We start from the raw sequence: 13,111 nt of genomic DNA, 5'->3' as shown, positions 1-13,111 counted from the left end.
GGCGGCGGTCACCAAACCGCCCCAGCGACGTCTCCATCGTCCAATCCTCCAATCCCAATCAAACCCAGAGAATCAGATCATCCAACGCCACTCAACCAAAGATGTGTGAATGCCGTAGCCCCTGAGGGGCGAGGGTGAAAAGTAAGCCCTCTCCCCGCCGGGGAGAGGGTTGGGTGAGGGGGTTACTGGACGAGGGGCGTGGCGGCGGCGTTGAGTTCTACGCCGTCGATTTCGGCCTGGCCGGCGAGGATCGACACGTACTGCCGGAGCGCCCGCTCCTCGACCGCGCCCTTCAGCAGCCTTTCGATCCGCTCTCTCGCCATCTCGAAGGGCAGGATGTCGCCGTGGATGCTTCTGTCCACCGCCACGATGTGGAAGCCGAAGCGCGTCTTGACGAGGCCGTTCAGGATGCCGGCCGAGTCCAGCCGGAACAAAGCCTCCTCGAATTCCGGCACGGTTTCGCCGCGCGAGAGCTGGCCCAGGTTGCCGCCCTGCGCGCCGGAGGGACAGTTCGACAGCTCCTGCGCCATGTCGGCGAAGCGGTCCGGATCGGCCAGCAATTCCCCCAGCACCTGTTCGGCGCGGGCCCTTATCACGGGAATGCTGACCGACGGCGTGACCTGGAAGAGGATATGGCGGGCGTGGACGAGATCGCCGCTCCGGAATTCCTGTCGGTGGGCCTCGTAATAGCGGCGGCATTCCTCCTCGGTCGGCGTCGGAATCCCGACCTCGTCCCCGAGCAGGCGTTCGATGCCCGCGCCGACGCCCTCATCATCCTCGACATCGTCGGCCAGCGCGCCGACGGCGACGGCGCGCTGGCGAAGAAGTTCCCGCACGGTCGCGAATTCAAGGCTTTCCGCCGCGTCCGCCGCCACGGCGACGCCGTTGACCGTCGCGATCATGAGCGGATGGGGTCCTTCGCCCGCGTCTTGGGCGTCCGCACGATCTGATAGGGCCGGAACAAGTAGGAGAGCGCGCCGACGCCGCTCCAGATATGGATCATCCGCGTGAAGGGCGAGACCAGGAAGAGCGTGAAGCCCAGGAAGATGTGGATCTTGTAGGTCAGCGGCGCGCCGATCAGGAGGTCGGCGGCGCCGGCGTCGAGCGTCACGATCCCCTTCACATAGCCCGTCAGCCTCTCGAACAGCGCGCCGTCCATATGGAAGGCCGACAGCGGCACGGTGAGCAGGCCAAGTGCGAGCTGGAGCCAGATCATCAGCACCACGGCGATATCCCATTTCCGGCTGTTGACCCGAATGCGGGGGGTGGCCAGCCGGCGATGGATGAGGATCGTCAGGCCGACGATGGCGATGGCCCCCGCGATCCCGCCGACGACCATGGCGAGAAGCTGATGGGCGACCGGGCTGAGCGCCCAGTCGACCGCCCAGTGCGGCGCGAGGAACCCGACGAAATGGCCGAGGATGACGATGATGACGCCGTAATGGAAAAGATTCGATCCGAGCCGGAGCCGGCCGGCCCGCAGCATCTGGGAGGAATCGCTTTTCCAGGTATAGGGCTCGCGGTCGAAGCGGATCAGGCTGCCGATCAGCAGGGTCGCGAGGCAAATATAAGGGTAGACGCCGAAGAGGAGCGTATTCACATAGGTGCTGGACACGGGGCTGCTCCTTTGCGTCAGGGGGTTGGATGGCCGGCTGTCGGCCCGCCGAAGGCGGGCTGTTCCGCCCAATCCCTGTCGAGCGCTTCGGGGGACTCCGCGGCGGCCGGAATCTCGCCGGCGTCGACGGGGCGTTCGCCCGCGATGACGATCAGCGCCTGCGGGATCGCGGCGTAGCGGCTGCGGCGGGCGATCAGCGAGCGGGCGATCCCGGTCAGGATGTGGGCGCAGTCGGCCAGCATCTCCCGCGCCTCGGCGATATCGCGGCAACTGAGATATTCGAGCACGACCGGCAGATAGTCCGGCAGTTCGCGCGAAGAGAGTTCGAACCCTGCCTCCTCATAGACGCGCTTCAAATCGACCATCGCCTGGCCGCGGTCCCGCCCTTCGCCATGCAGATGTTCGAACAAATGGAGCGACATCGACCGGCCCCGGTCGAACAGGTCGACATAGCGCTCCTCCGCCTGGAGAAGCTCGCCCCGGCCCAGCTCGTCGATCAGCGCGAGGATGTCCCGCCGCTCTTTCGGGGCCACCAGGGGCGAGTCCGTGACCGCCGACGCGATCTCCGGCAGCGCCTGGAGCATCTCTTCCGTCGGGTAGGAAAGCAGCGCGCTGAACGCCTTGAAGAGGATCATCGGCGGCGTCCTCACGTATCCAGCGGCCGGACGGGGTGCGGCTTGTGGCGGCCCATCTTGCCGCCGAACAGCGTCGAGTGCGGCGGGCCGAAATCGCAGCCATTGCCGAAGCTGAAGCCGCAGGAGCCCCTGAGCCCGTAGGCGTCCTCGGCATGTTCGCGATGGGTGGTCGGGATGACGAAACGATCCTCATAGTTGGCGATGGCGAGATAGCGGTGCATCTCCTCGACCTGCGCGCGGGTCAGCCCCGCCTGCTCCAGGACCGCCTGCCCGTCGCCTTCGCCGACCTGGCGCTGGCGAAAATAAATCCGCATGGCGAACAGCCGCTCGAGGGCGAGCACGATCGGCTCCTCCTCGCCCGCCGTCAGCAGGTTGGCGAGGTAGCGCACCGGGATGCGAAGCGAGCGCACGTCCGGCAGTTCGCCGACCGCGTCGATCGCGCCGGCATTGGCGTGGGACTGGATCGGCGACAGCGGCGGCACGTACCAGACCATCGGCAGGGTGCGGTATTCCGGATGGAGCGGAAAGGCGATCTTCCAGTCCACCGCCATCTTGTAGGCCGGCGAACGCTTCGCGGCGTCGATCCAGGCGTCGGGGACCCCGTCGGCGCGCGCCTGGGCCGCGACCTCGGGGTCGTTCGGATCGAGGAACAGCGCGAGCTGGGCTTCGTAGAGATCCTGTTCGTCCTCGACCGAGGCGGCGGTCTCGATGCCGTCGGCGTCATAAAGCAGGACGCCCAGATAGCGGATGCGGCCGACGCAGGTTTCCGAGCAGACGGTCGGCTGGCCGGCCTCGATGCGCGGATAGCAGAAGATGCATTTCTCCGCCTTCCCGGAGGTCCAGTTGTAATAGATCTTCTTGTACGGACAGCCCGACACGCACATGCGCCAGCCCCGGCACTTGTCCTGGTCGATGAGGACGATGCCGTCCTCCTCCCGCTTGTAGATCGAGCCGGACGGGCAGGAGGCGACGCAGCTTGGGTTCAGGCAGTGCTCGCACAGCCTGGGCAGGTACATCATGAAGGTGTTTTCGAACTGCCCGTATATGTCCTTCTGCACTGCTTCGAAATTATAGTCCTGGGACCGCTTGTCGAACTCTCCACCGAGGATTTCTTCCCAGTTCGGCCCCCATTCGATCTTGTCCATCGGACGGCCGGTGATCAGCGACAAGGGCCGCGCCACGGGCGTGGTGGGCAGTTCCGGCGCGTTCTGAAGGTGTTCGTAGTCGAAGGTGAAGGGTTCGTAGTAATCGTCGATCTCAGGCAGATGCGGATTGGCGAAGATCTTGGCCAGGATCGAAAGCCGGCCGCCCTGCCTGGGCGCGATCTTGCCGTTCTTCTTCCGCTCCCAGCCGCCACGCCAGCGTTCCTGGTTCTCCCAATCCTTCGGATAGCCGATGCCGGGCTTCGTCTCGACATTGTTGAACCAGGCGTATTCCATGCCCTGGCGCGAGGTCCAGACGTTCTTGCAGGTCACCGAACAGGTGTGGCAGCCGATGCATTTGTCGAGATTCATCACCATCGCGATCTGGGCGCGGATCTTCATGACGCGGACTCCCTGGCGCGGTCGACGGGGTTGGAATGGTCCAGCCAGTCGACCTTGTTGAGCTTGCGGAGGATGATGAATTCATCGCGGTTCGAGCCGACCGTGCCGTAATAGTTGAAGCCGTAGGAAAGCTGGGCGTAGCCGCCGACCATGTGGGTCGGCTTCAGGACCGTGCGCGTCACCGAATTGTGGATGCCGCCGCGAAGGCCGGTGATTTGGGAACCCGGCACGTTCACGATCTTCTCCTGCGCATGGTACATCATGCACATGCCTTCCTTGACCCGCTGGCTGACCACCGCGCGGGCCGCGATCGCGCCGTTCAGATTGAACAGCTCTATCCAGTCATTGTCGACGATGCCGGCCTTCGCTGCGTCGATTTCCGATACCCAGACGATCGGCCCACCCCGCGACAGGGTGAGCATCAGGAGATTGTCGGTATAGGTCGAATGGATGCCCCATTTCTGGTGCGGGGTGATGAAGTTCAGCACGATCTCCGTCTCGCCATTGTCATGCCGGCCGAGCATGGATGAGACGGTCCGGGTGTCGATCGGCGGCCGGTAAAGGGCGAACCCCTCGCCGAAATCGCGCAGCCAGCGATGGTCCTGGTAGAATTGCTGGCGGCCGGTCAGCGTCCGCCACGGTATCAGCTCGTTCACATTGGTGTAGCTGGCCGTGTAGCTGACATGCTCGCTCTCGATCCCCGACCAGGTCGGCGAGGAGATGATCTTGCGCGGCTGGGCCTGGATGTCGCGGAAGCGGATCTTCTCGTCCTCGCGCGTCCGGGCGAGATGGCTGTGATCGCGCCCGGTGATCTTGCCCAGCGCCTCCCACGCCTTCACCGCGACCTCGCCATTGGTTTCCGGCGCGAGGTGCATGATGGTTTCCGCCGCGTCGATATCGGTTTCGATCCGCGGCCTTCCATCCGTCGGCCCGCCATCATCGACCCGGTAGTTCAGGTTGCCGAGGCCCGCGACCTCGTCCTCCGTGTTCCAGGCGATGCCCTTGCCGCCATTGCCCAGACTGTCGGCCAGCGGGCCCAGCGCGACGAAGCGGCGATAGGTGTTGGGATAGTCGCGTTCGACGACGGATATGCGCGGCGCGGTGACGCCCGGGACAAGGTCGCATTCGCCCTTCTTCCAGTCCCTGACCTCGAAGGGCTGGGCCAGTTCGGCGGGCGTGTCATGCATGATCGGGGTCAGCACGACATCACGTTCGACCCCGAGGCGCCCTTCCGCGAGTTCGGAAAAGCGCCGGGCGATCGTCTTGTAGGTTTCCCAGTCGCTGCGCGACTCCCAGACCGGGTCCACCGCGGCGGACAGCGGGTGGATGAAGGGATGCATGTCCGACGTGTTGAGGTCGTTCTTCTCATACCAGGTGGCGGTCGGCAGCACGATGTCGGAGTAGAGGCAACTCGTCGACATGCGGAAATCCAGCGTCGTCACCAGATCGAGCTTTCCTTCCGGCGCCGGGTCGCGCCATTCGACCTCGTCCGGCTTGACGCCGTCCATCTCACCCAAATCCTTGCCCTGCAACCCGTGCCGCGTGCCGAGGAAATGGCGCAGGAAATATTCATGCCCCTTGCCCGAGGAGCCGAACAGGTTGGAGCGCCAGATGAACAGGTTGCGCGGGAAGTTGACCGGGTTGTCGGGATCCTCGCAGGACATGCCGATCCGGCCGGATTTGAGCCCGGCGACGACATGGTCCTCGACCGAAAGGCCGGCCTTGTCGGCGTCGGCCGCCAATGTCAGCGGATTGACCGCGAGTTGCGGCGCGGACGGCAGCCAGCCCATCCGCTCCGCCTTCACGTTGAGGTCGATGAAGCTGCCCTGATAGGGCGCCCGGTCGGCGAGCGGGGAGAGAAGCTCCGCCACGTCGAGCGTTTCGTAACGCCACTGGTCGCTGTGGGCGTAGAAGAAGGAGGTCCCGTTCATGTGGCGCGGCGGGCGCGCCCAGTCGAGCCCGAAGGCGAGCATCGTCCAGCCGGTCTGCGGCCGCAGCTTCTCCTGGCCGACATAATGCGCCCAGCCGCCGCCGGAAACGCCGACCGTCCCGCACATCATCAGCATGTTGATGATGGCGCGGTAGCCCATGTCCTGATGATACCAATGGTTCATCCCCGCGCCGATGATGACCATCGAGCGGCCCTTCGTCTTCTCCGCATTATCCGCGAAGCCGCGCGCCACCGCGACGGCGCGGCCGGCCGGGACGCCGGTGATCGCCTGCTGCCAGGCCGGCGTATAGGGGATGTCGTCATCGTAGGAGGCGGCGGCCTGGCCGCCGAGGCCGCGGTCGAGCCCATAATGCGCGCACATAAGGTCGAAGACCGTGGCGACATGCGCCTCGCCGTCGGCGAGCGCCAGGCGGCGGACCGGGACGTTGCGCAGGAGGATGTCGCCGCCCTGGTCGTTGGCGGTGAAATGTTCGTGTGGCCGGCCGCCGAAATAGGGGAAGGCGACCGAGGCGACCTCGTCGCGGCGATCGATCAGGCTGAGCGCCAGCGCCACGTCCTCGCCCGTCTCCCCGTCCTTCTGCTCAAGGTTCCAGAGCCCGGCCGGCTCGCCCTCCGCGGGCCAGCGATAGCCGATCGACCCGCGCGGCACCACGGGATCCCCGGTCTCCTTCTCTGTCGCGACCGTCTTCCAGGCGGCGCGGTCCGATTTTCCGTCCGACTTCTGGGCGCCGGGCAGGTCGCTCTGCCGGACATAGCGATCCGGGACCCAGCGGTCGCCGTCGCGGCGCAGCCGAACCAGCATCGGCATGTCGGTGTAGCGGCTGCAATAATCCTCGAAATAGGGCGATTGCCGGTCGAGGAAGAATTCGCGCAGCACCACATGGCCCATCGCCATGGCCAGCGCGGAATCGGTCCCCTGCTTGGGATGGAGCCACAGGTCGGAGAGCTTCGCGACCTCCGAATAGTCGGGCGTGACCGCGACGACCGTCGTGCCGTTATATCGCGCCTCGACGAAGAAATGCGCGTCGGGGGTACGGGTCTGCGGTACGTTCGAGCCCCAGGCGATGATGTAGCCGGAATTATACCAGTCGGCCGATTCCGGGACGTCCGTCTGCTCCCCCCAGGTTTGCGGGCTGGAGGGCGGCAGGTCGCAATACCAGTCATAGAAGGAGAGCAGGGTCCCGCCGATCAGGCTGAGATAGCGCGCGCCGGAAGCGTAGGAGACCATCGACATGGCCGGGATGGGCGAGAAGCCGACGATGCGGTCCGGCCCCCATCTTTCGATGGTGTGGACGTTGGCGGCGGCGATGATCTCGCTCACCTCGTCCCAGTTGGAGCGCACGAAGCCGCCACGGCCGCGCATGGCCTTGTAGGATTTCGCGATCTCCGGATCGTCGACGATCGCGGCCCAGGCTTCGACCGGCCCGCGCGTCTTCCGGGCCTCGCGCCACGCCTTTATCAGGCGGCCGCGCACCATCGGGTATTTGATGCGGCTGGCGCTGTAGAGATACCAGCTGTAGGAGGCCCCGCGCGAGCAGCCGCGCGGTTCGTGGTTGGGCATTCCCGGACGGGTGCGCGGATAGTCGGTCTGCTGGGTTTCCCAGGTGACGACGCCGCTTTTCACATAGATCTTCCAGCTACAGGAGCCGGTGCAGTTCACCCCGTGGGTCGAGCGCACGACCTTGTCGTGCTGCCAGCGCAGGCGGTAGCCCTCCTCCCACATCCGGTCTTCGTCGCGAAGCTCGCCAAGGCCGTTCGCGAACGGCTCGCGGCGGCGGGAGAGATAGGTCATGCGCTCAAGGAAATGGCTCACGGATGGGCTCCCTCTCCTGTCATTGCACGCCGCGCACGCGATAAAGCGCATTCAGCCCTGGTATTCTTCCCCTGCCGTCGAACCGAACCCCATATGGCTGAATGTCGCGGGCGGAACCCCCGAGACAGTATTTCACATCAACAGGTTGAGGAACAGAGGGCCAGAGCGATTGTTCTGGTCAGGAGCGCGCCAGCGCGCGCCCCTCACCCTCCCGCCCCTTCGGGTCGGGTCCCTCCCTCTCCCCGGAGGGGCGAGGGTAAAAAGGTAGCCCTCTCCCCTCCGTGGGAGAGGGTTGGGTGAGGGGGTTTCGTATCAACGGACGAACCAGATGCCAGCCGCCAGCAGGGCGCAGGAGAGGATAGCGAAGAGCGCGTCGGCGGGGCCGAAGCGGGGGACGTTGGCGATGGTGCGGGGGCCGTCCTTGGACAGTCCCCTCGCCTCCATCGCGATGGCGGCGCGGCCGGCGCGGCGGATAGCGAAGGCCAGCAGCGGGATGACCAGGCCGGCCAGTTCCGCCGGGCCGGGGAAGCGGCGGGGCGGACGGCCACGGCGCATGGCGCGGGCGAGCCGGATGCGCCGCGCCTCCGACAAGAGGTCGGGGACCAGGTTCATCGCGGTGAAGAGCGAGTAGCCGACGCGCGGCGGCAGGCGGCAGCGGGCCATCAGCGCGCGGACCAGCGCGCCCGGATCGGTGGTCAAGGCGAAGAAGACCGAGATCATGCCGCAGGCGACGGCGCGCAGGAAGAGCGTCACCCCGGCGGAGAAGGCGGGCGAGGCGACCAGCGCCTCAGCCGACATCTTGAGCGCGAAGTCGCTTTCCTGGCGGAAGAGCAGGCTGGTGGTCAGGAAACCGAGGCCGAACAGGCAGAACGGGACCATCAGCGCGGCGAGCAGCAGCGGGCTGGTCCGGTTCAAGAGGATGAGCGCGCCGCCGGCCAGCAGGATCGCGGCGAGCTGGAATCGCGGATCGAAGACCAGCACGGCGGCGGCGATCCAGGAGAGCGCGACGGCCAGCTTGACCAGCGGGTCGAGCGCCTTCAGCACCGCCCCGCCCTCTCCAGCCAGCGGAGCGCGGGGGCGATCGCCGGTTCGGCGAGGCCGGCGCGGGCCAGGAGGTCCGGCCGACCCAGCAAATCGGCGGTTCGGCCTTCCGCCAGCACGCGGCCGTCGCCCAGCATGATCGAGCGCGGGCAGAGGCGGAGCGCGAAATCCATATCATGGGTGATGATGGCGATGGCGCGGCCGGCGCGGGCCAGGCTTTCGACACGGCGGACGATCACCGCCGACCCCGCCGCGTCGAGCCCGGCCAGCGGTTCGTCCAGCACCAGCAGCGGCCAGCGGTCGGAGAGGGCCAGCGTCGCCAGCGCCAACCGCCGCTTCTGGCCCTGCGACAGTTCGAACGGGTGGCGGTCCAGCAGGCCGTCGAGGCCCCATTCGGCTGTCATGGCGGGCGTCAGGGGCCGGTTCCGGCCGAGCGCCGACTCCAGCTCCTCCCGCACCGTGCCGCCGACGAACTGGTTTTCGGGATTCTGGAAGGCGATCCCGCCGGGCGCGCCCTCCCGCCGGCCGCCCTTCAGCGGCAGGAGGCCGGCGAGGCTGGCTCCGAGGGTCGATTTCCCCGCCCCGTTCGCGCCCAATATGCCGACCACCTCGCCTCGGCCAATGACGAGATCGACATTGCGGAGCACCGTGGGGCCGAGGAAGGGCGCGCAATCCGCCCCGGCGAGTCGGGCGACCGGAGCCATGCCTCCCGCCGCATGGGCGTGGCCCGCCATGCGGGCGGTAACGAAGGCGCTGACGACCGGGCGCGCCCGGTCGATCGTTTCGGCAGGCGCGGTGGCGGGGTCGAGGGCGGCGAGCGCGTCCGCCACCGTCAGCGGCGGTTCGGGGGACGCGAGGCCGGCGCGGCGGAGATCGTCGTCCAGCAGGCTGCCGAGCGGCCGCCAGATGCCGAGGGCGGAGAGCGCCTCCCCTTGCGCCCGGAACAAGGGTGCGGGCGGGCCTTCGGCCAGCACCGCACCGTCGCCGCCCAGCACGACGACCCTGTCCATCTCCTCGATCAGCCCATCCAGCCGGTGGTCGACGATCAGCGCCCCGCGTCCACCGGCGCCGTCGAGCAGCAGGCGGCGGAGCCGGTCGGCGGCGGCGGGGGCGAGATGGGCCGTTGGCTCGTCCGCAACGAAAAGCGGTGAATCCTGCGCCAGCACGGCGGCGAGCGCGACGAGTTGCCTTTCGCCGCCCGAGAGGGTGGCGACCCGCCGACCGCGCCATGCCTCCGGCAAGCTCGCGCGCCGCATCGCCGCGCCGACCGCTTCGGCGATGCGATCCTCCGGCAGCGCCCTGTTCTCCAGCGAGAAGGCAATCTCATCTTCCACCCGCATGCCGCAGAGCGTCTGGTCGGCATCCTGGAAGAGCTGGGCCACGGCGGCGGCCCATCCGGCCGAGCTTCGAGCCGCCACCGGATCGCCGAACAGGCGGATCGTCCCCTCCACCGTCGCCGGGATGGCGTTGGGGACGAGGCCGGTCAGCGTCAGGAGCAGCGTCGACTTGCCGGAGCCGGATGCGCCCAGCAGCAGCACCCTCTCCCCCTCCCCCACCGCGAGATCGACCGGGCCGACGGCCGGCGCGTCCGCGAAAGGGTAGCGGACCGAGACGCTACGCCATTCGGCCGCCGGCACGCCGCCGGTCGCGGTCACGCCCGGGCGAGGCGCTTGGCGCGGTCGATCGCCAGGCCGGAGAGGACGCCCGTGCGGTAGAGCGCCTCCACGATCAGATGGCCGGCCAGACCGCCCAGTAGCGCGCCGCTGATGCAGCGCAGGAGGAACATGGCGAGCAGGATCGTCGGCTCCAGCGCGCCATAGTCGAACCGGACCCAGGTATAGGCGAAGGAGAAGACAGCCGCGCCGACGCCCGCCGCCATCAGCGTCGGCAGCGAATAGTCGCGCCAGCGCGTGGCGGCAAACACGATCTCCGCTCCAGCGCCCTGAACCGCGCCGGTGACCAGCAGAAGCAGGCCGGCCGGACTGCCCAGCAACACCTGGACGGCGGCGGCCAGCATCTCCGCCGCGAAGGCCGCGCCGGGCTTGCGGATGATGGCCGCCGCGACGATCGAGGCTATGAACCAGAAACCCATCACGACATCCATGGTCATCGATCCGAAGATCGCCTGGGCGACCAGCCAGATTTGCACCCAGCCCAGATAGAGCACGGCGAAGACCGCGCCCAGGACGGTGACGATGAGGATTTCACGCAAGCTCCAGCTACGGTTCTCGGGCATGGATTTCGTCCTGTCAGAAGGTGGATGGGGAAGAGGAAGAAGGCCGGCCGTCAGGCGGCCGAGGGGCTGTTCGCCGAGACGGTGAGGTCGAGCGCGACATGGCCGTCCGGCGCGCCGAAGCGCAGGAACGCCTCCGCCAGGGCGGCGAAGACCGGCCCGGCATCGCCCTTCAGCCGGGTGCAGAAATTCTTCGACCGGTCGAAGACGGGCGAGCCCTTCAGGAAGTCGATGCAGCCATAGATCTCGTCCATGTGATGCCCGACGCCGAGCGGGTAGAGCGAGAACTGGACCGCGACCGGACTGCCCGTCGGCGGGGCCGCGGCGACCGCCTCATGGGCCTCCGCGATCCGCCGGTCGAGCGGCGGCTGGTCGCCGGTATCGGCCGATGGCGCGCAGATCGGGTCGTCCGGCTCCCCCGGACAGCCGCGCGACACGGCGGCGGACAGGACGACGTGCCGGCCGCCGATTGCTGCCGCGACGAACAGGTCGCGCATCGCCGGGAAGAGCTGGTCGGGCGGACCGACCAGAAGGGTGGAGATATCGTCCGTCTCTATTCGGAAGGACGGGCGGTAGGGGTCGAGCGCGCTCAACGCGCCCAGGATGATTCCGACGAAATCGTCGGTCATGGGATAGAGGGAAATCTGCGCGCCGGAGAACATGGGTCGGTCTCGCTCCGCTGGTATGATCCAGATCAGCTTTAGGGTCCGAAGGCATGACGCCTTCATCTCAGCCCCGGCGATACGGGACACCCCTGTCGACAGAGGGTGACGTAGCACCCGAGGCGGCGGCATGCAATGGCACTTGACGACATTCGGTCGTGGAAATTTTATTTCGCGATTCCGGTGGCTACCGGCAGCAAATAATCAGTCAAATCCGTTTAAGTAAACATCCGGTCTTACTTGAGTGTTCGATCTTTGTTCATTTGACCTCGATGCCTATTTTTCGAATGATTGGGGAAACAAGAACAGACGACGCCCAATAATTTTGCGTCGCAACATGCGAGGAAACCCCATGACCGTGTTTTCCGATCCCGATTTCGACGATCACGAGCAGATCGTCTTCGCCAGCGACGCCGCGACGGGGCTGAAGGCCATCATCGCGATCCATGACACCGGCAACGGCCCTGCCCTGGGCGGCTGCCGGATGTGGGATTATGCCGACGAGCGGGAGGCCGCGCGGGACGCGCTGCGGCTGGCGCGCGGCATGACCTACAAATCCGCGCTGGCGGGGCTGCCGCTGGGCGGCGGCAAATCCGTCATCATCGGCGATTCCCGCAAGATCAAGACGCCGGAGCTGATGCGCGCCATGGGCCGCGCCGTCGACCGGCTGGGAGGCCGCTACATCGTGGCCGAGGATGTCGGCACCAGTGTCGAGGACATGACGGAGATCCGCAAGGAGACGGAATTCGTGGCCGGGCTGCCGGCGGCGCTGGGTGGGCGGGGCGACCCTTCCTGGCATACGGCGCGCGGCTGCTTCGTCGGGCTGCGGGCGGCGGTGGAGTATTCCGGCCGCGTGCAGGGATCGGACGGGGGGCTGGACGGGCTGCGGGTCGCGGTCCAGGGGCTGGGCAATGTCGGCTGGCATCTCTGCCGGATGCTGCATGAGGCGGGCGCGCTGCTGTGGGTCAGCGACGTGCGCGCCGAGCGGGCGGCGGAGGCCGTGGCGACGTTCGGCGCGACGGCGGCGCCGGTGGAGGCGATCCACGCGGTCGAGGCGGACGTGTTCGCCCCCTGCGCGCTGGGCGCCGGGCTCAACGACCGGACGATCCCGGCGCTGAAGGCGAGGATCGTCGCCGGATCGGCCAACAACCAGCTCGCCGAAAGCCGGCACGGCATGGCGCTGCGCCAGCGCGGGGTGATCTATGCGCCCGACTATGTGCTGAATGCGGGCGGCGTCATCAATGTCGCGGCGGAGCGCACGGGCTACAGCGAGGCCGAGGTGACGGAAAAGGTCGACGGCATCCACGGCACCATCCTGTCGATCCTCGCCCGCGCCGACCGGCTGAACATCCCGACCAGCGAGGCCGCCGACCGCATCGCCGAAGAACGCTTCCGCCCCCACGGCAAGCGCGGCGCGCTGGCGGCGTAGGAGGGCGGAGGCTGAAAAGGCTTATGGATTCCGGCTCTGGGGCCGGAATGAACAACAAAAACAACGTCATGCTGGACTTGATCCCATAGGCGCTAACTTACTATGAGGTGGGCGTAAGCTTGGCGTTTTCTTGGGGGTTCTCTGAGCCTGTAGAGGGTTCTTGGTGTTGGTCTGGCGGGCATGGGCCG

10 protein-coding genes and 1 riboswitch are annotated in these 13,111 nt (G+C 67.2%); of the genes, 1 reads left to right on the top strand and 9 read right to left on the bottom strand.

The genetic code is table 11. The features are described 5' to 3' along the window. Positions 1 to 182 precede the first annotated feature (182 nt). The 9 genes from AAFN89_RS20630 to AAFN89_RS20590 all read right to left on the bottom strand — a co-directional run bounded on the left by AAFN89_RS20630 (position 183) and on the right by AAFN89_RS20590 (position 11,494). A complete protein-coding gene (locus AAFN89_RS20630; protein WP_347541183.1) occupies positions 183 to 902 on the bottom strand; it encodes a peptidylprolyl isomerase in 720 nt (239 codons plus the stop codon). Then, positions 899 to 1,615, bottom strand: coding sequence for a respiratory nitrate reductase subunit gamma (gene narI, locus AAFN89_RS20625; protein ID WP_347541181.1), 717 nt, complete (start codon positions 1,613 to 1,615; stop codon positions 899 to 901). The genes AAFN89_RS20630 and narI overlap by 4 nt, the downstream gene beginning before the upstream one ends. Positions 1,616 to 1,632: 17 nt before the next feature. Further along, a complete protein-coding gene (gene narJ, locus AAFN89_RS20620) occupies positions 1,633 to 2,250 on the bottom strand; it encodes a nitrate reductase molybdenum cofactor assembly chaperone (protein ID WP_347541178.1) in 618 nt (205 codons plus the stop codon). Positions 2,251 to 2,261: 11 nt separating this feature from the next. Next, positions 2,262 to 3,794, bottom strand: coding sequence for a nitrate reductase subunit beta (gene narH / locus AAFN89_RS20615; RefSeq protein WP_347541176.1), 1,533 nt, complete (start codon positions 3,792 to 3,794; stop codon positions 2,262 to 2,264). After that, complete coding sequence (locus tag AAFN89_RS20610; RefSeq protein ID WP_347541174.1) at positions 3,791 to 7,558, bottom strand: nitrate reductase subunit alpha; 3,768 nt, start codon at positions 7,556 to 7,558, stop codon at positions 3,791 to 3,793. Before AAFN89_RS20610 ends, narH begins: the two co-directional genes overlap by 4 nt. Positions 7,559 to 7,870: 312 nt before the next feature. Further along, entirely contained in the window at positions 7,871 to 8,602 is a 732-nt protein-coding gene (locus tag AAFN89_RS20605; RefSeq protein ID WP_347541172.1) for an energy-coupling factor transporter transmembrane component T, read from the bottom strand. Continuing rightward, positions 8,596 to 10,254 (bottom strand): ATP-binding cassette domain-containing protein, encoded by a 1,659-nt coding sequence (locus AAFN89_RS20600; RefSeq protein WP_347541171.1) that lies wholly within the window; start codon positions 10,252 to 10,254, stop codon positions 8,596 to 8,598. Before AAFN89_RS20600 ends, AAFN89_RS20605 begins: the two co-directional genes overlap by 7 nt. After that, a complete protein-coding gene (locus AAFN89_RS20595; RefSeq protein WP_347541169.1) occupies positions 10,251 to 10,835 on the bottom strand; it encodes an ECF transporter S component in 585 nt (194 codons plus the stop codon). Before AAFN89_RS20595 ends, AAFN89_RS20600 begins: the two co-directional genes overlap by 4 nt. Positions 10,836 to 10,885: 50 nt before the next feature. Continuing rightward, complete coding sequence (locus AAFN89_RS20590) at positions 10,886 to 11,494, bottom strand: YkoF family thiamine/hydroxymethylpyrimidine-binding protein (RefSeq protein WP_347541167.1); 609 nt, start codon at positions 11,492 to 11,494, stop codon at positions 10,886 to 10,888. After that, positions 11,486 to 11,598: riboswitch (TPP riboswitch) on the bottom strand. It overlaps the preceding gene by 9 nt. Before the next feature lie 248 nt (positions 11,599 to 11,846). On the opposite strand from AAFN89_RS20590, the gene AAFN89_RS20585 reads away from it, so the two are divergent. After that, positions 11,847 to 12,923 carry a Glu/Leu/Phe/Val dehydrogenase dimerization domain-containing protein gene (locus AAFN89_RS20585; RefSeq protein ID WP_347541165.1) on the top strand — a complete coding sequence of 359 codons (1,077 nt, stop codon included), beginning with the start codon at positions 11,847 to 11,849 and terminating at the stop codon, positions 12,921 to 12,923. Positions 12,924 to 13,111: the final 188 nt, after the last annotated feature.

The sequence above is a fragment of the Inquilinus sp. CAU 1745 genome, from assembly GCF_039839375.1.
Classification (GTDB): Bacteria; Pseudomonadota; Alphaproteobacteria; order DSM-16000; family Inquilinaceae; genus JBDOQU01.
The sequence above is the reverse complement of the archived record's forward strand: the minus strand, read 5'-3'. Positions and strand labels throughout refer to the sequence as shown.